The 20,154-nt window shown below is 47.5% G+C and carries 20 protein-coding genes and 1 other annotated feature; of the genes, 10 read left to right on the top strand and 10 right to left on the bottom strand.

Going from position 1 to position 20,154, the window contains the following annotated elements:
- Positions 1-39 precede the first annotated feature (39 nt).
- Positions 40-1,269: a family 8 glycosyl hydrolase gene (locus tag PPA03S_RS27465; RefSeq protein ID WP_062328257.1), complete on the top strand. Its 1,230-nt coding sequence runs from the start codon at positions 40-42 to the stop codon at positions 1,267-1,269.
- Between the two features lie 257 nt (positions 1,270-1,526).
- Here the strand turns inward: PPA03S_RS27465 and PPA03S_RS27460 are convergent, their stop codons facing one another.
- The 6 genes from PPA03S_RS27460 to PPA03S_RS27435 all read right to left on the bottom strand — a co-directional run bounded on the left by PPA03S_RS27460 (position 1,527) and on the right by PPA03S_RS27435 (position 8,291).
- Positions 1,527-2,852, bottom strand: coding sequence for a 6-phospho-beta-glucosidase (locus tag PPA03S_RS27460; protein WP_062328254.1), 1,326 nt, complete (start codon positions 2,850-2,852; stop codon positions 1,527-1,529).
- A gap of 54 nt (positions 2,853-2,906) precedes the next feature.
- A complete protein-coding gene (locus PPA03S_RS27455) occupies positions 2,907-3,899 on the bottom strand; it encodes an N-acetylglucosamine kinase (protein ID WP_062328251.1) in 993 nt (330 codons plus the stop codon).
- Between the two features lie 33 nt (positions 3,900-3,932).
- Complete coding sequence (locus PPA03S_RS27450; RefSeq protein WP_062328248.1) at positions 3,933-4,940, bottom strand: LacI family DNA-binding transcriptional regulator; 1,008 nt, start codon at positions 4,938-4,940, stop codon at positions 3,933-3,935.
- 131 nt (positions 4,941-5,071) lie between these two features.
- Positions 5,072-6,463, bottom strand: coding sequence for an ABC transporter substrate-binding protein (locus PPA03S_RS27445; RefSeq protein ID WP_062328244.1), 1,392 nt, complete (start codon positions 6,461-6,463; stop codon positions 5,072-5,074).
- Between the two features lie 53 nt (positions 6,464-6,516).
- Positions 6,517-7,401, bottom strand: a complete 885-nt coding sequence (locus PPA03S_RS27440; protein ID WP_062328241.1) for a carbohydrate ABC transporter permease — start codon at positions 7,399-7,401, stop codon at positions 6,517-6,519.
- Positions 7,398-8,291, bottom strand: coding sequence for a carbohydrate ABC transporter permease (locus tag PPA03S_RS27435; RefSeq protein ID WP_062328238.1), 894 nt, complete (start codon positions 8,289-8,291; stop codon positions 7,398-7,400). The genes PPA03S_RS27440 and PPA03S_RS27435 overlap by 4 nt, the downstream gene beginning before the upstream one ends.
- Positions 8,292-8,439: 148 nt before the next feature.
- On the opposite strand from PPA03S_RS27435, the gene PPA03S_RS33480 reads away from it, so the two are divergent.
- The 7 genes from PPA03S_RS33480 (at position 8,440) to tyrS (ending at position 14,906) form a co-directional block, all read left to right on the top strand.
- The gene (locus PPA03S_RS33480) at positions 8,440-8,643 is read left to right on the top strand and encodes a hypothetical protein (RefSeq protein WP_062328235.1); all 204 of its coding nucleotides are present in this window, start codon (positions 8,440-8,442) and stop codon (positions 8,641-8,643) included.
- Positions 8,644-8,756: 113 nt separating this feature from the next.
- Positions 8,757-10,226 (top strand): protein adenylyltransferase SelO, encoded by a 1,470-nt coding sequence (locus tag PPA03S_RS27425; protein ID WP_062328231.1) that lies wholly within the window; start codon positions 8,757-8,759, stop codon positions 10,224-10,226.
- A 129-nt stretch (positions 10,227-10,355) separates the two neighbouring features.
- Complete coding sequence (locus PPA03S_RS27420; protein ID WP_062328228.1) at positions 10,356-10,829, top strand: MarR family transcriptional regulator; 474 nt, start codon at positions 10,356-10,358, stop codon at positions 10,827-10,829.
- A gap of 154 nt (positions 10,830-10,983) precedes the next feature.
- Complete coding sequence (locus tag PPA03S_RS27415; RefSeq protein ID WP_062328225.1) at positions 10,984-12,219, top strand: MFS transporter; 1,236 nt, start codon at positions 10,984-10,986, stop codon at positions 12,217-12,219.
- Between the two features lie 96 nt (positions 12,220-12,315).
- On the top strand, positions 12,316-12,747 hold the full coding sequence (locus PPA03S_RS27410) for an Imm63 family immunity protein (protein WP_167666109.1): 432 nt from the start codon (positions 12,316-12,318) through the stop codon (positions 12,745-12,747).
- 5 nt (positions 12,748-12,752) lie between these two features.
- On the top strand, positions 12,753-13,202 hold the full coding sequence (locus PPA03S_RS27405; RefSeq protein WP_062328220.1) for a DMP19 family protein: 450 nt from the start codon (positions 12,753-12,755) through the stop codon (positions 13,200-13,202).
- Positions 13,203-13,301: 99 nt separating this feature from the next.
- Positions 13,302-13,523 (top strand) — a binding site (T-box leader).
- A gap of 120 nt (positions 13,524-13,643) precedes the next feature.
- Entirely contained in the window at positions 13,644-14,906 is a 1,263-nt protein-coding gene (tyrS, locus tag PPA03S_RS27400) for a tyrosine--tRNA ligase (protein ID WP_062328216.1), read from the top strand.
- Between the two features lie 143 nt (positions 14,907-15,049).
- Here the strand turns inward: tyrS and PPA03S_RS27395 are convergent, their stop codons facing one another.
- The 4 genes from PPA03S_RS27395 to PPA03S_RS27380 all read right to left on the bottom strand — a co-directional run bounded on the left by PPA03S_RS27395 (position 15,050) and on the right by PPA03S_RS27380 (position 17,248).
- The gene (locus PPA03S_RS27395) at positions 15,050-15,328 is read right to left on the bottom strand and encodes a YxcD family protein (RefSeq protein ID WP_062328214.1); all 279 of its coding nucleotides are present in this window, start codon (positions 15,326-15,328) and stop codon (positions 15,050-15,052) included.
- Positions 15,329-15,333: 5 nt separating this feature from the next.
- Positions 15,334-15,831 carry a hypothetical protein gene (locus PPA03S_RS27390; RefSeq protein WP_062328211.1) on the bottom strand — a complete coding sequence of 166 codons (498 nt, stop codon included), beginning with the start codon at positions 15,829-15,831 and terminating at the stop codon, positions 15,334-15,336.
- A 99-nt stretch (positions 15,832-15,930) separates the two neighbouring features.
- Positions 15,931-16,497 (bottom strand): PadR family transcriptional regulator, encoded by a 567-nt coding sequence (locus tag PPA03S_RS27385; RefSeq protein ID WP_062328208.1) that lies wholly within the window; start codon positions 16,495-16,497, stop codon positions 15,931-15,933.
- Positions 16,498-16,672: 175 nt separating this feature from the next.
- A complete protein-coding gene (locus PPA03S_RS27380) occupies positions 16,673-17,248 on the bottom strand; it encodes a beta-class carbonic anhydrase (protein WP_068964264.1) in 576 nt (191 codons plus the stop codon).
- A gap of 228 nt (positions 17,249-17,476) precedes the next feature.
- Between PPA03S_RS27380 and PPA03S_RS27375 the strand changes: the two genes are divergently transcribed.
- Complete coding sequence (locus tag PPA03S_RS27375) at positions 17,477-18,991, top strand: carboxypeptidase M32 (RefSeq protein WP_062328202.1); 1,515 nt, start codon at positions 17,477-17,479, stop codon at positions 18,989-18,991.
- A 145-nt stretch (positions 18,992-19,136) separates the two neighbouring features.
- Complete coding sequence (locus PPA03S_RS27370; protein WP_062328199.1) at positions 19,137-20,141, top strand: ABC transporter substrate-binding protein; 1,005 nt, start codon at positions 19,137-19,139, stop codon at positions 20,139-20,141.
- Positions 20,142-20,154 lie beyond the last annotated feature (13 nt).

Below are 20,154 nucleotides of genomic sequence, written 5' to 3'. Positions count from 1 at the left end.
GGACAAAACCCATTTGGATCAAAAAGGAGCGTAATGTTTATGAGAAAAAATAGGGGATTTTCGTTTAGCAGCAAGGCTGTTACGATGTGTTGTCTCGCTTTTCTTCTGATACCGGCGGGTTTCGCTTTTAGCTCTCCAAACAAGCCGTTCCCGCAGCACACAACATATACCAGCGGCTCGATCAAGCCGAACCATGTTACCCAAAGTGCGATGGACAGCGCCGTTCAATCGAAATGGAACAGCTGGAAATCGGCTTATCTGAAAACAGCTGGCACAGGCAAGTATTATGTGAAGTATCAATCGAACGGGGATACTGTATCTGAGGCACATGGGTACGGAATGATGGCAACGGTTCTCATGGCGGGTTATGACAGCAATGCACAGACCTATTTCGACGGACTGTATCAATATTATAAGGCTCATCCGAGCGACAACAATTCGAAACTGATGGCATGGAAACAAAACAGCAGCTTCCAGAACATTGAAGGCGCCGACTCGGCCACGGATGGAGATATGGACATTGCTTATTCCCTCCTGCTTGCGGACAAGCAATGGGGTAGCAGCGGCAGCATCAACTACCTTCAGGCAGGTAAGGACATGATCAATGCCATTATGCAAAGTGACGTGAATCAGTCCCAATGGACACTGCGTCTCGGCGACTGGGCAACAGACAGCACATTCAAAAATGCTACCCGTCCATCGGACTTTATGCTGAATCACTTGAAGGCGTTTCAGGCGGCAACTGGTGATGCCAGATGGGCGAATGTGATTGACAAAACCTATACGATTATCAACTCCTTATATAACGGCTACAGCTCATCAACCGGATTGCTTCCAGACTTCGTCGTTCTGTCGGGCTCGACGTACAAGCCAGCTTCAGCCGATTTTCTGGAAGGGGCGAACGACGGCAACTACGACTACAACTCATGCCGTACACCTTGGCGAATCGCAACGGATTACCTGATGACCGGTGACAGCCGGGCGCTCAATCAGCTCAGTCAAATGAACAGCTGGATCACGGCCAAAGTAAGCAGCAACCCTAGCAGTGTAAAAGATGGTTATAAACTTAATGGCACGGTTACAGGTTCCGGCAGCAGCGGCGCATTCTATGCACCGTTTGGCGTCAGCGCCATGACCTCATCCACGAACCAAAGCTGGCTGAACTCCGTCTGGACCAAAACCGCCGGCAGCTCCAATGAAGGCTATTACGAAGACAGCATCAAGCTGTTCTCCATGATCGTAATGTCCGGCAACTGGTGGACATACTAAGCAACTTGAAATCTAATTGCTCAGATGCAAGCAGGCAGGGAGAGAGGGGTTCCCTTGCCTGCTTTTTTATGGATGGAGCCTAGCTAGGAGAATGATTTAATAATCGATTTGAGCAAGCGTTATAGATGGGGAATGCCTATAAACGATAAACCGCCATATCTCAGAAAATCCTGGGATATGGCGGTTTTTCGTTTAGTGTGAAAGTACGTTGATAGACGTTTTTCTTATGGTATCAGGGCGAATGGATGATAGACGAATTATACACTAGCTGCAGATTCGTTAAAAAACTGCGGCAAATAGTCCTTGTTGGCTTCGAGCATTTCATCCAGCATATTGATCGCCACTTCGACCGAAGGCACTAGAGGATGATGAGCCAATGCCTGTATGGCCAATCCGCGATCGCCTGTAACGGCAGCATCGATGGCGAGTCGCTCATAGGCTTTGACCGCGTGGATCAGTCCGACAGCCATCGGAGGAATCTTGGTCAGCGGCAGCGGCAGTGGGCCGGTTTTGGTGACCACGCAGTTGACTTCTATGCTGGCATCGTCCGGCAGGAAATCAATGATGCCTTGATTGGCAACGTTCAGCGTCTGAATGTCATTGGTTCCGTTGTAGAGTGAGCGCATCAGGTTTACGGCTGCTTCGGAATAAAAGGCGCCGCCACGTTGTTCCAGCTGCTTCGGTTTATCTTTCAGCTCTGGATCATTGTAAAGCTCGAAAAGTTCTTCTTCGACGCGTTTAACCACTTCCGCACGGTTGCCGCCTTTTTGTAAGGATTCCAGCTGCTCTTCGAGCATGGCATCGGTCATATAAAAATACTTCAGATAGTAGGAAGGCAGGGCATGCAGGGATTGCAGAAATTCCGGGTTCCATTCCCGTTCAGGTACATTCTTCGCGCTGTAACCGGCTGTATCGGCCAGCATCTCATCCAGTTTGTCTTCTCCGTTCACATCGATTCGCGTAATCCAGTGCAGATGGTTCAGGCCGACAAACTCGGCATAGATGCGGTCCGCTTCCACGCCGTATTTGGCCGAAGTCTGCTTGATCAGACCGATCGGTGCATTACAGAGACCAATGCTTTTAACGTTGGAATATTTCAGAATGGCTTCCGTGACCATACCCGCCGGATTCGTAAAGTTCAACAGCCAGGCATTAGGAGCGAGTTCTTCAATATCTCGGCAGATATCAAGCAGGACCGGAATCGTGCGCAGCGCCTTCATCATGCCTCCGGGACCGGTGGTTTCCTGGCCAATCACGCCGTATTTCAGGGGAATGGATTCATCACGGCTACGGGCGTCAAGCATGCCGACACGCATTTGCGTGCTGACGAAGTCTGCATCCTTGATTGCTTCGCGGCGGTCGAACGTCAAATGAACTGCAATCGGAAGCCCGGATTTCTCCACCATGCGTTTGGCCAAATTGCCGACAATATTCAGTTTGCGCTGTCCCGGCTCAATATCGACCAGCCACAGTTCACGTACCGGAAGCTCGGCATGGTGAAGGATGAATCCCTCAACAAGTTCCGGAGTATAGGAGGATCCACCGCCGATTACCGCTATTTTCAATCCTGGTTCATTAGCCATTTAGGCACACTCCATTCTTATGAGCTTTTTTATGATAACTGTATTTATAGACATTTATCTTGTGGTTTGCTGAATATGTTCAAATTCGCGGAAGACCCGCATTTTATCATATACATCCTGACTTACCGCATGTCCGTCCGCATCCATAGCACACCATAAGGCACCGACGACAGGCTCGGTGGCCAAAGTAACGATGGCCGCATTCGGAGCGACAGTTGCGACTGCCTGTTCAACCATGCTGCGAATCCAGCCACGATCCCCCCGTGTTAGCAGACTCCCTGCCAGTACAACATCAAATATATCTTCTTCCATTCCAAGTTTATGAATGACCGCAGACGCTGATTTGCCAAGCTCCACGCCCTGGCGGGTCAGAATTTCCAAAGCGACAGCATCGTCCTCTGCGGCAGCTTCAAACAACAGCTTCGCAGCATGGACAGGTACTTCCTTTCCGTGATCCTGAAAGTCATCGAACATATCGCCGACACTGTCATATCCAAGGAAGTTCAGCAGCAGCGGAGTCAGGAGTGTTGTCTGCTCCCGGCCGTCCCAAGAACGGATGACGGAGCGGAACACCTCAATATTAAGGGAACCGCCGCCGCCGAAATCACCGTACATATAATTAAAACCGCCGACCTGCACATGTTGTCCTGCCGCATTGCGGCCTGCGGAGTTGGTGCCAGTACCGCAGATCAATGCGACCCCGTAAGGCCGGTTCGTGCCTGCACGCAGTCCGATCATTGTGTCACAGTCAATCGAGTAATTCCGGGTGAATCCAATTTCCTGAATCATTGGGTGCAGGATTCGGTAATCTGCCTCCCGATCTGCGCCGGCAAGTCCGAAATAGGTGTGCGAGATTTCATGAATCCGCAGTCCTGCTTCGTGCAGAGCGCCTTCGGCGGCTTCACGTATGCTTTGCGCGGCCAAGGCATGGTCAATCTGGTGATTGCCGTTGCCGCCCACACCTTTGCCAAGCACATTGCCGCGGTCATCGGTCAGCAGTGCATATGTTTTTGTTCCTCCCCCATCGATTCCCAAGTAGTAAGTCAATGGTCGTCACTCCTATATATAAGGATAAATTTTTTAATCGGCTGTACCTTCTGGTGGTGATCCAGTTGATTCTCTCACGATGAGTTCAGGGTCGATCCGCACATTAGCCCCGCGTTTCATCGTGCCTTCCATGCGTTTCAGCAGCATATCTGCAGCGGCAACCCCAATGCGGTCGGCAGGCTGCCGGACCGTTGTCAGATGGGGGTGCAGCTTGGATGAAATATACTGATCGTCATATCCGACGATAGCTACCTGTTCAGGTACCCGTATGCCTTCTTCCATGAGGGCGTTCACGACCCCGAGCGCGATATTGTCATCGCCCGCGAATACCGCGGAAGGGAGGCGTCCCTCCCGCAGCCATTGGCGGCAGATGTCATAACCAAAATCGATTTCGAAATCGCCTGTGATCATGTCAAACGGAGCCAGTTCCTTTTCTCCAAGGGCATGCAGGAAACCGCTGCGGCGCTCCCTCGTACTGCGGAACATGTCTTGCCCGCTTAAGTGTGCAATGGAGGTATGACCGAGATCAAGCAGATGTTTCGTAGCAGCATAGCCGCCTTTGTAGTTGTCAATCGTTACGGAAAAAGCATCATTTTCCGGCTTCTGATTGTCGATCAGGACATAAGGAATATTGCGCCTTTTCAGTTCTACAATGTAGTTATCCTCTTCCATCGGCGAGAGCAGAATAAGACCGTCCACCCGGTCCTCCTGGATCAGGTAGTGGGTTTCATCCGATCCGATGCCTGTAGAGACGGATACGGCAAGAAAATAGCCGTGAAGCGCAAGCACCTCGTTCAGTTCCTTGACGATAGCGTCGAAGAAGGAATCCAGGAGGGTGGTTACAATCAAACCGACGATGCCTGTCTTGCCGCGGGCCAAACTACGTGCGGCAGCGCTAGGACGGTAATCGAGCTCCTTGATCGCCTCCAGAACCTTTTGCCTATTTTTCTCTCGGACGGATTCGGCGCCGTTTAAGACGCGTGAGACTGTCACGACGGACAGCCCTGATTTTTTGGCTACATCAAATATACTAACCTTCATTGTTTATTCTCCTTGCGGCAGATTTTCCGTACTTTACATTGACTTAACACTAGTATACATGTACGGAGGTCTGACCGCGAAGCAATTTTAACAGATGCACCGCCCCTTGCGGGACGGCACAACGTATAGCGTTAACGTTTGATAATTTCCATGACCTTTTTCTGAATTGTCGGCATCACTTCTTCTACGGTTTTGTGTCCGGTATCGATAGGCTGCATCTCGTTGATGAACATGTCGTTGATCTGAGAATAGTGGGTGATCAGGTGGTTATAGGATTCAAATCCGTATTTCACAGCACCTTCGTAAACCTTCTTCACATCTGCCGGATCTATGCCATCAAAATGCTTGTAATAGGTCTCGGCTGCCTTCGTATTTACAGGAGGGTTGCCGCCGCTCAGTTCGATGGATTTTTCCTGAACCTCGTCGCTAACCAGATACTTGATCCATTCAAAGGCTTCCTTCGGATGCTTGGAGCCCTTCAGAATCAAGAGCGGATCGACGAACAGCACGCTGCGGACCTTGTCATTGCCACCGGCAGGGACTGCCGCCACGCCAACCTTGAACGGGAAGTCATTCGAGCCGGCAAGGCTCCAGGAGCCGCTGACGGTCATGCCCACTTTGCCGGTTACGAATGCATCGCCGTTTTGTCCCGCAACACTTTTGCTCCATTCCGTTGTCGGGGATACTTTATCTTTTAAGATCAGGTTGAACAGCTTGTTATAGGCTGCGATGACTTCCGGCGAATCGAAATGGGTCTCGGATGGTACGCCGCCATTGGTCCAGGTATCCTGGGAGTAAGGTTCGGCTCCAAAATAGAGCGGGCGCATATCGCGCTCGGACCAAGTGAAGTCAACGCCATATTGGGTTTTGGCAATATCGCCGGATACAAGTGTCATTTTCTTTGCATCTTCGACCATTTTGTCAAACGTCCAGCTCTTGTCCTCGTAATCGCTTGGTGGATAAGGAACGTTGGCAGCGTCGAACATGTCTTTGTTGTAGAGCATCAGAGTGACGTACATGTTGACCGGAATACCGTAGACATGATCTTTGACGGTATAGATTTTCATAAGGTCATCCGGGATGTTGTAGTCGGATGACTTAAATCCGTCTTCCTGAATAATGTCATTCATGTCGAGCAGCATGTCCTTGTTGTAATACTCCGCAAATCCGCCGTAGCCATAATGGCTTGTGACGTCAGGTGATTTGCCGCCGGCAATCAGCGTTTGAAGCTTACTGTCGAACTGCTCGTAAGGAGCTTTTTCTACTTTTACCTTAATATTCGGATGCTCAGCTTCGAAGTCGGGAATCAGCTTCTCAATAAACGTGCGGTCCTCGGAATCGATGGTGTAATGCGTTATGGTTACTTTCTCGCCTGAGGAGCCGGATTTAGCGCTATCGCCGTCATTACCGGGTGCTACATCACCCGCTGATTTGCCGCCGCTGCAGCCGGACAATGCCAATACGACGAGCACACTGGTCGCAAGCAAAAGTGCAAAAGTCTTTTTGATCCTGATCTTATTCATGAACGACAGTCCCCCATATATTCAAGTTGTTTGCCGCCCCTACGGCGGAGTCTTTACTTGATGCCTGTAAGTACAATTCCTTCGACAAACCGTTTCTGGGCTATCGCAAACAGAGTCACGATCGGCAGCATGGCCAGCACGGAGGCAACCATGAGCAGATGCCATGGCGGAATTCGAAAACGCGAAGATGTAAAGGAAGACATACCGACCGGAAGTGTAAACTTATCCGATGAGCTTAAATAGAGAACAGGTGTCAAAAGGTCGTTCCAGCTGTAGATGAAGGCAAAGATCGCAACCGTTGCAAGCGCCGGACCGGACAGAGGCAAAGCGATTTGCCGCCACATCCGGAACTCGCTGCAGCCATCGATGCGTCCGGCATCAAACAGCTCATCCGGAAGCGTGGAAAAGAACTGACGCAGCAAAAAGATGTTGTATGCCGAACCGAAAAACGCAGGAACGATCAGCGGCAGGAAGGTATCGATCCAGTTCAGCTTGGAAAAGAGAATGAACTGCGGGATCATAATCGCAGGATAGGGAAGCATCATCGTACTGAGCATAAGCATGAACCACAGGTTGCTGCCCTTGCCCCGATATCTGGCGAAGCCATACCCCGCAAGAGCTGACGAAAACAGAGTGCCGACAACAGTCAAAATACCGATAATAAGACTGTTCATATACATTTGACTGAAATTCAGCGTGTCGAAAATTTCTCTGTAGTTGCTCCACTGCCAAGTTTCCGGCAGAAAGGTCGGAGGAAACTTCAACAGTTCCTTCTTCGATTTCAGTGAGGTCGAGACCATGAAAAACAAAGGCAGTAGCATGAGAAAGGTGGTGACCAGCAGGGCAATGAAGCTGGCAACGCTAACTGCGTCAATTTTGAGCCGGCGTTTATTCACAGAAGGTGAAGCCCCTGGGCCGACAGTCGGCATCGTACTCATTTGCGTCCGCCTCCTTCATAGTGAACATAACGGTTCGAGAGTTTGATAATGAGCGCCGTAAACGCCATGACGACGATCAGCAGCACCCACGCGAGTGCCGAGGAGTAGCCTGCCCTGTATTCCTTGAATGCGCTGGTGTACAGGTTGTAAACGTAGAACCAGGTCGAATAGTTTGGACCCCCTTGGGTCATTACATACGCCTGTGTGAATACCTGGAAGGAATCAATGACGCCCATAATCAGTTGGAACAGAAGCACCGGAGAAATCATGGGCAGCGTTACGTTCAGGAAAATCCGGAAGCGTCCCGCACCGTCAAGCTTGGCGGCTTCCACAAGGCTGGCAGGAACGCCCTGAAGCCCCGCAAGAAATAGAATCATGCCTGATCCCACCGTCCAGAAGGACATAATCATCAAAGCGTAAAGCGCATAATCGGGGCTCATGAGCCAGGACGGGCCGCTAATACCGAACCAGGACAGCACGTAATTGAACAGACCGATCGACGGGTTGAAAATCCAGTACCATAGCAGGGACATCGCCACACCGGATACCATGCTCGGAAAATACATGGCGGTTCGAAAAAATCCGCGGAACGGTATTTTCGTATTGAGCAGGAGAGCAAATCCGAGTGCCAGCATCAGTTGAATCGGTACACTGATGAATGTATAGCGCAACGTTACGACAACCGATTTCCAAAATAGGTCATTGTGAAACATTTCATTGTAATTCGCGAGTCCGACGTATTTTGGCGGGTGGATAATGTCATAGTCCGTGAAGCTGTAATAAAGGGATGACAGAATCGGATACAAGGCAAACACAAGGAAACCGATAAGCCATGGAGAAATGAAGAGGTACAGGTAAAATGTCTGCCGCCGGCTTTCGCGATGAGTCAAGGAAACACCAACCTTTCTATGGGATATAAAATTATAACGCTTTAACTTTCGTTATAAATATTGCTCTAGGTAAAGGTATCATATGATGTTAGTTGAATGAAAGTTAAAGTGCTTTAACTTTATTGTCCGAACTGATGACATTATCATAGTGGATGGTTTCTCAATTATCAACCCTTTTTTTGGGAATATTGAAAGCGCTATCTTCTTTGAGGCTGCCTTAGTTCTTTCAGGACGGCTGACAAAGGCTGATACAGAAAGGTTTATGGTGGATATTCTTGCCCCGGAAATGAACGAAATTTCTTTAAAGGAGTTTTCGCAAAAGGGGTATAAATATGCTAAAGTTTCATCATGAGCATGTTACATGTTCTTTCAGTTGAATTTCCATGCGACTACATAAATGAGCATTGGTCTACAAGGCTAAAATAAAACCAGTGGGATATCCCACAGAAAAGGAGTTGTGATCACATGCAACAAGAAACGCTGAATAAAGGATGGCATTTTGACAACAGTTATGCACGTTTGCCGCAGACTTTTTTTACAAGGCAGGGAGCGGAGCCTGTTCAATCACCGAAGATGATGATCTTCAATACGTTGCTTGCTGAAAGCTTGGGGCTGAATACTGGGGCTCTTAATAGTGATGAAGGGACAAACGTTTTTGCAGGTAACCTGATTCCGGAAGGAGCCGAGCCTCTGGCTCAAGCTTACGCAGGCCATCAGTTCGGCAATTTCAACATGCTTGGTGATGGACGGGCTTTACTGTTGGGTGAACAGATTACGCCCCAAGGTGAGCGGGTGGATATCCAGCTGAAAGGTTCAGGGAGAACGCCATACTCCCGTGCAGGTGATGGACGTGCTGCTGTGGGACCCATGCTGCGTGAATATATTATTAGTGAAGCGATGTATGCACTGGGTATTCCTACAACAAGAAGTCTGGCAGTGGTCTCTACTGGAGAAAACATCATACGAGAAACAGAACGGCCAGGTGCAATCTTGACGAGGGTTGCTTCCAGTCATCTGCGTGTAGCAACCTTTCAATATGCAGCCAGAGGGGCATCGATGGATGATCTTCTGGCATTGGCTGATTATACGTTGAAACGTCATTTTCCTGATATCGCTGAAGCGGAGAATCGTTATCTTCTATTGCTTCAGGAAGTAGTTAAACGGCAGGCGTCTCTCATTGCGAAGTGGCAACAGGTTGGATTCATCCATGGTGTGATGAACACGGATAACATGGCGATTAGTGGTGAGACGATTGATTATGGACCATGTGCGTTTATGGATGCCTACAATCCGGCCACGGTATTTAGCTCTATTGACACGCAAGGACGATACGCCTATGGTAATCAACCGTATATTGGTGGCTGGAATCTGGCGCGATTTGCCGAGACGCTGCTGCCACTTTTGCATGAAGATGAAGAAAAAGCTGTACAGATCGCCCAGGATGCCATTGCACAGTTCTCTGAGCTTTATCATCATCACTGGCTCTCCGGTATGCGTTCCAAATTGGGCTTGTTTAATGAAGAGGCTGAAGATGAATCGCTCATCAGAGATCTTCTAGAACTCATGGAGAAGCATAATGCAGATTACACCAATACATTCCTGGCATTGACCTTTGATACGTTGGAGGGTACGTCCTGGTTTGGAACTTCAGAGTTTGCTGGATGGAACGAACGGTGGCAGGAGAGATTAGGCAGGCAGAAGGAAGCGAAAGAAGTTTCGCATCAATTGATGCGAGACAGCAACCCGGCGGTGATTCCACGGAATCATCGGGTAGAAGAAGCACTTGAACGAGCGGAGAATCATGGAGACCTTGCTGTGATGGAAAAGCTTCTTGCTGTCCTGGCACACCCGTATGCACATTCCCCTGAACAAGCCGAGTACGCTGAACTGCCTGCACAATGCGATACTTCATACCAGACATTCTGCGGAACCTGATTGAAGAGAAGAGATCATGAAGAGGCTGCCTATGGCAGCTTTTTCATATCGGTCCCAGGAAAGTTAAATCCATTTTACAAATTATAATAATTTTAGATCGTGAGCATCAACAGGTTGGGAGGACAGGTCGTGAACAAAGAAGAACAGTTCATAACGGGTTTCAGGGATTTATATAACAAGTTGGTTTGGCTTAATAAAGATAAGATGGAGGAAAATCTTAAGGGGTATAAGCCTTCTGAAGTACATTGTATCGAATACATCGAAAAAAATGCAGATTCCAACGTGACCAAACTTGCGGAGTTCTTTTATATGACTCGGGGTGCGATAAGTAAACTAACGAAGAAGCTCGTAAAAAAAGGGCTGATTGAAAGCTACCAGAAGCCGGATAACAAGAAAGAAATCTATTTCAGGCTTACAGAACAAGGAAAAGTCATTTATAACATCCATGAGGGCCTGCACAAAGAATTTCAGGAACGGGATAAAGCTGTATTTGAGCAGGTAACCGATGAACAATTCGACAATATGCTTAGCTTTGTGGAAAAGTATAACAGGCATTTGGACGCGGAAATAAAAAAACTGGATATAGATATCACGTCGGAATAAAGGAAATCATGAAAATGAAGCAAAGGCAGCCGGTCTCTACGGAGAATAGGCTGCCATATTTATTGTTTTTATTTTGTTGACGGGGAAACAAAAAGCTGATACGATATTTTTGTTTCCGTGGAATCGAAATCAAATCATTTGAAGGAGAATATATATGTCCAAATTTAGATCCCGCCATAAACAGAACACGGACCAGTCCATAGATAAGCATGCTTTAATATTCGGTCTCATCTCCGTATTTCTTTGCGGTATCGGCTTCAGTATCATAACACCTGTTGTTCCATTCTTAGTGCAGCCTTATATAAGCAATCCGGGAGAACAAGCGACAATGGTTACGCTGCTAACCTCTGTTTATGCATTTTGCTTGTTTTTTGCGTCCCCTGTACTTGGGGCTTTGAGCGACAAATATGGCCGTCGTCCATTGCTCCTGGTTTGTCTTGTGGGTTCCGCAATCGGCTATTTCGTTTTTGGCATAGGTGGAGCGCTATGGGTGCTGTTTGCCGGGCGCATCATAGAAGGTATAACAGGCGGAAGCATAAGTACGATCTTCGCCTATTTTGCAGACATCATTCCTGCAGAACAGAGAACCAAATACTTTGGATGGGTGAGTGCGGTTGTAGGTGTAGGCACTGTGATTGGCCCTACGCTGGGCGGATTACTTGCCAAGATTGATTATGCTGCACCGATGTATTTTGGAGCCATCATCACGTTGTTGAATGTGGCTTATGGATTCTTTTTGATGCCGGAGAGCCTTGACAAGAAACATAGACTGAAAGAGATCACTTTAGTACGATTGAATCCATTTACTCAGCTTTCAAACCTGCTTTCCATGAAAAACATAAACAGGCTGCTTGTCTCAGCGTTCTTGCTTTGGATACCCAATGGATCTTTACAGGCCGTTTTTTCACAATTCACACTGGATACGTTCCGTTGGAAGCCTGTACTGATCGGACTAATGTTCTCCATCATGGGTCTGCAGGACATCATTTCCCAAGGGTTCATCATGCCGAGGCTTCTGAAAATCCGTAGTGATAAACAGATTGCTATTCTTGGCATGGTTTCGGAGATGATTGGCTACGGCCTTATTGCTCTATCTGCTTTGTTCTCACTCTACCCTCTTTTGATTGTCGGCATGTTTGTCTTCGGGTTTGGAGATTCGATCTTTGGGCCTTCTTTCAACGGAATGCTCTCCAAATCTGTCGATTCGAGTGAACAAGGAAGGGTTCAAGGTGGCAGCCAATCTATTCAGGCTTTAGCAAGAATGATTGGTCCGATCCTTGGAGGCCAGATCTATGTGTCACTTGGTCATGCCGCACCTGCTTTTATGGGCATGATTCTGATAGCCGTCGCCATACCCATTTTATATAAAAGAACGCTTGAAAATTGGTGAATTCTTACTTTACAATGCTAGTGAAACAAGAATAATAGAAGTGAGCAACTTTTTGAAGTGGGTGATATGATGTCCGATATACAGACTAAACCAGAATTGGCTAAAATTCTTTTACCGCTGCTTGAGCGGACATCCTTCAGCAGAAAACAGATGGAAAACGGTGTAAACCGTTTGTTCGATACCTTCAAATGGGAAGGTGTCCCATACGTAGAGCCTCAAAGCGATGCGTATGTCGTTCGAATATACGAGCGTGGGATCGTCATGCTGGAAAAACAGTTGAAGCAGACTGACGAAGTGATTTACTGGTTGCTGGAGGATATCATATTTACGGCAGCGCATGTAGAATTGATGGAACGATATGGTGTAGATAATAAACAGACGCACTTGAACTATACGAGCGAAGTGATGCAAGAACTAAATCAAAGCATGAAGAAGGCTTTTGATCAGATTGGAGATCCCTATTTACATTGGCATCTGACAGGCAAACGTCAGCAGCTTGAGAGACTTGAACCAAGAAAAGAGAGGTGATTGATGTGAGTGAACAGGATCTCCATGATGTATGGTATGAGTATGCTGTATCATTTGTCGGGAAAAAGAATGAATCTGGCCAGGGTTGGGCGTCATTAACCCCAAATGAACAGGAAATTGCTGCATTATGGCTGTTAGAGACGGATGCCTTTAATGGTGGCTTTTTGCAGTTTTTCTGCAACTGGGGTGAAGAGGCGTACCTTTACGCATTGCGGGCATTACATGCCATTGGTGCGAATCAAGTGTTGGATATCATCAAGTCAGCATATGGCTGCATTAAGCATTTGGAGGAGGATGAACGGCTTACGCAGCTGTGGGATATACCTCAATTTCTAACAACGGAACAGGAGCAGCAGCTGGATGCGTTGGATCAGCAATTTTGGAACAATGAAGATCAGATCCCGCAGAAGGCATATGGATATTACCACGGGAAATTGAACATGCTGTCTTTATAAACGATTGCAAAGTGCTCATCTGTAGTCTTATCCAAATATTGAATACTTGGCCTTGCAATGATTTTAACGTTCGGCTATACTGGCTATAAATTGAATACATGAATTACGTTGATAGAGCGCAGTAGCGGCTTTGTCCCTGTTACAGAAAGTCAGGGGTTGATGGAACCTGATACATACAAGGGCTGCGAATTACACTCTGGAGTACTTGGGTAATGCCAAGCGGAATGGCGAACGATATTTTGCCGAAAGCGGTATGGACAGCGTGTGAGCTGTTGTCTGTGCAAGTTGGGTGGTACCACGGTTATGATAATCGTCCCTATGTCTATTGAAGACAAGGCGGCGATTTTTTTGTGTCCAAAAAAAGGCACACCCTGCTTAGCTCTTGATGAATTCACGTAAATCATGGCCTAATACCAATGCATAGAGAAGGGGTTGTTAGTTTTGAATATTATTGATGAACTGGAATGGCGTGACGCCATTAACCAACAAACGGATGCGGAGGGTTTGCGTGAGCTGACCGAGACAACGTCGGTTTCCTTGTACTGCGGGGTTGACCCTACCGGTGACAGCATGCATATTGGACATTTGATTCCGTTTATGATGCTGAAACGTTTCCAACTCGCCGGCCACCGTCCGGTCATTCTGATTGGGGGAGCTACAGGCACTATTGGTGATCCAAGTGGTCGTCAATCGGAACGTTCCCTGCAGACGTTGGAAGAGGTACAGGCCAATGTGGATGCTCTGACTGCACAAATGAAAAAACTCTTTATAACGGATGGCGATAATCAGGTGCGCTTGGTCAATAACTACGACTGGACACATAAAATCAATGTGATTGAATTTTTGCGTGACTACGGTAAGAACTTCAATCTGAATACGATGCTGGCCAAAGACGTAGTTGCGAGCAGGCTGGAAGACGGCATTTCGTTTACCGAGTTCTCCTACCAGATTCTCCAATCGCTCGATTACCTTCACCTGTTCCAACATGAGGGTGTACAGCTGCAAATCGGCGGTTCCGATCAATGGGGCAATATTACAAGCGGTTTGGACTTGATTCGGAAAAAAGAAGGATCTGAAGCCAAAGCTTTCGGTCTAACCATTCCGCTCATGCTCAAATCCGATGGTACCAAATTCGGTAAATCCGCAGGGGGTTCGATCTGGCTTGATCCGAACAAAACGACGCCATTCGAATTCTACCAGTTCTGGGCGAATACCGATGACCGTGATGTGATCAAATACCTGAAATACTTCACATTCCTGAGCAAAGAAGAAATTGAAGCTTTGGCGGACAAGGTAGCGACCGAGCCGCACAAGCGTGAAGCACAAAAGGCACTTGCGGAGGAAATGACGAAGTTTGTGCATGGGGATGACATGCTGGAGCAGGCGAAACGCATTACCGCCGCACTGTTCAGCGGTGATATTCGTTCTCTTACCGCGGACGAAATCGAGCAGGGATTCAAGGAAATGCCTACCTTCGAAACCGATGGAGAAGCGAGAAATATTGTGGACTGGCTCGTGGATCTGGGCTTGGAGCCATCCAAGCGTCAGGCGCGTGAGGATGTCACCAAAGGAGCAATCTCCATGAACGGTGAGAAGATTACGGAGCTTGAATTCACGGTCTCTGCAGAGCACGCAATTGGTGGAAGATTCATTATTATCCGCAAAGGCAAGAAAAACTACAGTCTGGTGAAATTGAAGTCGTAATCTGTAGTCATTGGATGAAACTTGGGAGGTTTTTGCGAAGAAGTTAATCTTATCTTCCCAAGATACAAAAGGACCGTCTCCATACATGTCAATGACATCATGGAGACGGTCCTTTTTACATTCCACCGCAAATGGCTTATGTTTTATTGATTCACAATCGCTGTGATCTCTTCGTCCAAATCAAGTCTTACATTCTCACGGTAAGCCCGAATGTCATATTCACTGTGCAGGTAGCGCAGGATTGCTTCGATCATATTGGATTCGACCAGGTATTGACTGCGACCTTGAATCCAGACTTCAGCGGAATATCCCGTCTCTTCTTCCCAGCTCAGTTCCACATTGACATCAGTTGGGCGTACACCCTTGCGTTCAGCCATGTGAATACAGATTGCGTTGACAATTTCATCCATACTCAGAACCATAGCGATTAGTACCGTCCGTTTCTGTTACGGTCATCATCATCACGATCATTGCGGCGGTCATAGCGACCATCCGCTGCCGGTTTACGACGATTTGTAATGGCTCTGAACAGGGCCATTGCAAGCATTACGATCAGCATAATAGCAGCCACGTTTACAAGCAATCCAAGAATGTTACCCAGAGCTCCCATGCCGCCGAACAATCCGCCAAACATCATACCAGCCAGACCGCCGAGCATCATGCCTTTCATAAATCCGCCGCCACCGCCGAAGAATCCGCCACGGTTCGTTGCTGCTCCATTGCTGGAGTTGTTATTTGTGTTTGATTTGCTCACGTTGGAATCGGATTTCTTAGGTGTGTTGGTATAACTTTTCGTACCCGATTTGAAACCGCCACCACGTCTAGCATCAGCAGAATCCGGATTTGCGACTCCGACTGTTGCGAACAGCAATGTAAAGGCCATGAAAACCATCATGAGATGTTTAATTCCGAATTTTTTCTTCATTGTAAAGATCGTAACCTCCCGATTAATTTGTTTGATACGCCCAAAATTGGGCCTTACTCAAGTAATACGGTCAACTTGCAGGAACGTTTCAAATTTTGTTTAATTTTCTGAAATACTTGGACAAGAGTCCTGAATGGCTGCCTGACCATCGAGGAGTTGGGTAACCCAGTTACACCATTCGAGGCCGGTTTGAGCATTCATTAACCCTTTTTGAACCAGAATGTAACTTCCGAATTCCCGGCTGCCTACCTTTAAATTATCCTGAGGTATACGGGATTTCAGTCCCTCGAAATAACGGATACGCTCCATAAACCAGTTCTGCCGTTCAGTCAGAATACGTCTCATGCTTCCGTCTTCCGCAATGCCGACACATAAAATACGCAGATTAAACTCGTCACGAGTAACCGGAGCGGTAACAGGAGTGATCATCCATCCCAGCAGTTTTTCAATACCTTTTTCCGTGACTGCATACATTTTTTTGTCCGGTTTATCAGACTGTTGCACCCAGCGGGAGGCTAAAAGCTCATCGTTTTCCATTTTGGAGAGGAGGGGATAGATCTGACTGTGTTTGGCCTGCCAATGTGGCTGGATTTTCAGCATTAGATCATAACCTGATGACTCCTCGCGGGTAAGAAGCCCGAGCAATCCGTAGGAAAGTATGTTCATGCACATGTCTCCTTAATATTAGGGCTGGGTCAGTGAAAACAATGCAAAATGGTTCTCATTGACCGCTTTCATAAAAGTGTACACTGAAACTGTATGGTTTGACAACCTGACAGAACAACTGCCTCAATTTAGACAAAAAAAGAGTGCGAACCCTGAGGTCCGCACCCAAAACCATTTAGAGAGATGTCTGCTGCCCATACCCCTCAGCGACAAGATCAAGTTCTCCTGTGTAGGAGTCGATGACCATGCCGTGGACGGGTACATTGGGCGGAAGCAATGGATGTTTCTTGATCACTTCCACAGTATGTTTTACCCCTTCTTCAACGCTGTCAAACCCGCGTAACCACTTTTGCAAACGAATGCCCGAGTTCTCCAGCGTGCTCATGACTTCTGCGGATACTCCCCGGTCTACCATATGTCCAATCATCGTTTCGGCGTGCAGGGAAGCCATGCCGCATTCCGTATGTCCGACAACCAGCACTTCATCCGCACCAAGCTCATAGATCGCGACGAGTACACTACGCATGACGGACCCAAAAGGTTGAGAGATAATCGCGCCAGCGTTTTTAATAATTTTCACATCGCCATTTTTCAGGTTCATGGCCTTGGGCAGCATTTCCACCAAACGTGTATCCATACAAGTAATGATGACCATCTTTTTGGTTGGGAACTTGCCAGCCGTATACTTTTCGTATTCTTTGCTCTCGACAAATGTTTTGTTGTACGCCAAAATCTCTTGAATGTTGTTCATGTCCATTGCCTCCTGTTATCCAATACGATGAGCACGACGACTTGCACCAAAGTGCAGCTTGTCCTGCGCCCTATATTTTTATGCTTTTTAATCACGGTCAACAGCTCGCAATATTTTGCTCTATAGAAGAGTATTGCAAATTGCATCTGTTAAAAGTTGATTATACGCATTGCAAAAAGTATCATCAATAGGGTGTATAAACTTTTTTTGGAGAGGTGAACATTAACAATGGATAAACACGCACAGCAACAGCTGGAATCCTTCCGTAATCTGGCCCGTAAAATCAAGAGTTATCATGAAGCCATTGGTTTGCTTCACTGGGATCTGCGCACAGGCGCGCCGAAGAAAGGCGTTCCGACACGTTCGGAAACGCTTGGAATGTTATCTACCGAAGCGTTCAAACTGCAGACTTCAGTGGAGATGAAATCCTATCTGGATACATTAACAACTCCCGCGGTACTGGAACAACTGGAAGATACAGACCGCCGTCAGGTGGAAGACTGCAAAAAGGAGTATGATCGCAGTCAGTCGGTACCCCCGGAGAAAGTGCAAGCATATACCGTGCTCACAGCCAAATCCGAGACAGCATGGGAAGATGCTAAACATAACAGTGATTTTGCTGGATTCTCGCCCTACCTTACGGACATTGTGAAGCTCAAGCAGGAGTTTATTGACTACTGGGGCGTTAAAGATACGCGTTATGACACCCTTCTGGACATGTATGAGCCGGAACTGACGGTAGAAAAGGTGGATGCGGTATTTGCCCGTCTCAAAGCCCGTTTGGTGCCCCTGCAAGAGAAGATCAATGCATCGGCGAACAAGCCGAATACGGAGTTCCTCAACCAGCTGTTTGACAAGGAGCAGCAAGAGAAATTCAGTTTGTTTATTCTGGAACAAATGGGTTATGACTTTGAAGCCGGAAGACTCGATGAGAGTGTTCACCCGTTCGCAACGGGCCTGAATCCAGGGGATGTGCGGATTACGACGAACTACTTGCAGGATGATGTGACGAGTGCGGTCTTCAGTTCACTACATGAAGGCGGACATGCCCTGTATGAGCAAAATATTGACGACAGTCTGGCCGGTACCCTCCTTGCCGAAGGAACATCGATGGGTATCCACGAATCACAGTCACGCCTTTGGGAAAATATGATTGGCCGCAGCCTTTCATTCTGGACGCGATATTACAGCGATTTGCAGCAGCATTTCCCGCAGTTGAGCGAGGTTGAACTGGAAGACTTCTACCGGGCAATTAATCGGGTGGAGAGCTCTTTGATTCGAATTGAAGCGGATGAGCTGACATACAATCTGCATATCATCATTCGCTATGAAATTGAGAAAATGCTGTTCAACGAAGGTTTGGAAGTCAAAGACCTGCCTGAGACCTGGAATGCCAAATACAAGGAATATCTGGGCATCGTACCACCAAATGATGGTATGGGTGTGCTGCAGGATGTCCATTGGTCCGGTGGCGACTTCGGTTATTTTGCTTCGTACTCGCTTGGTAATATGTATGCTGCACAGATTCTACATACCTTGCGTAAGGAAATGCCGGCGTTTGATTCCTATATTGCCGAAGGTAATCTAATTCCAATCAAGGAATGGCTGACGGACAAAATTTATCGCTATGGCAAAAGCCGTACGCCTTCCGAATTGATCCTGTCCGTTACGGGTGAAGAGTTGAACCCGGATTATCTGGCCGATTATCTGGAAGCGAAATATGCCGAGATTTACAAGCTGTAGGACGAGATAACACCATCATTTAATGGTTGAAGAGCGGGGCGCATTGGCCCGGCTCTTCTTTTGCATGCAATTCTTAACCTTTTGATGGGCATCGGCATATCCATAGTAGAGAGAACAGCTGAAACCAGTGAAGGAGGGAAAGACCATGAAATACACGCCCTGGTTCATCCGGGCCATTGTCATTTTGCTCATTATCATAGTGGCGTTTACGAGCTGTAACCAAGAGAAGAACGCAAACAAAATTACGATTGGTGAAGTCACGCGTTCTGTATTTTACGCACCGGAGTATGTGGCGGTGGCCCAAGGCTTTTTTGAAGAACAGGGGCTTGAAGTGGACATTCAGACAACGGCTGGTGGCGACAAAACGATGGCGGCGCTTCTCGCAGGTTCTGTTGACATCGCGCTGGTTGGAGCAGAAACATCGATCTATGTCTATCAGCAGGGAGCTGAAGATCCGGTCATTAACTTTGCCCAGCTAACACAGACGGACGGAACTTTTCTGTTCGCCCGCAATCCCGAAGGCAGCTTCGATTGGGAGCAATTGAAACAGAGCACCTTCCTTGGACAAAGGAAAGGCGGGATGCCTCAAATGGCAGGCGAATTCACGCTGAACAAACATGGCATTGATCCGCAGAATGATCTGGAGTTGATTCAAAATGTGGATTTTGCCAACATCGCTTCCGCATTTGCCTCAGGTACAGGGGATTATGTGCAGTTGTTTGAACCCCAGGCGTCCATCTTTGAAAAAGAGGGTCGCGGGAAGGTAGTAGCCTCGTTTGGAACAGAAAGCGGCCATCTGCCTTATACGGTCTTCATGACCAAACAAAGCTATATCAACGACAACAAGGACATTGTTCAGAAGTTCACTAACGGCTTGCACAAAGCACAAGCTTGGGTGGATTCCCACACCGCTGAAGAGATCGCTGAAGTCATTAAGTCTTATTTCAAAGATATCGACCCAGCCATTCTGATAAGCAGTGTGAATCGATACAAGGAACAGGGAACCTATGCAACGGATCCAATCATTGATGAAGAAGAATGGAACAACTTGCTCGACGTAATGACTGCTGCAGGAGAATTAAAACAGCGGGTGGAGTCTCAAACCATTGTCGATAACTCCTATGCAGAACAAGCGGCATCGAACAAGTAACCAGGTATTCAGG

This window comes from Paenibacillus pabuli NBRC 13638, from assembly GCF_001514495.1.
In the GTDB taxonomy this organism is placed as follows: domain Bacteria; phylum Bacillota; class Bacilli; order Paenibacillales; family Paenibacillaceae; genus Paenibacillus; species Paenibacillus pabuli.
This window is presented reverse-complemented; position numbering and strand designations above follow the sequence as displayed.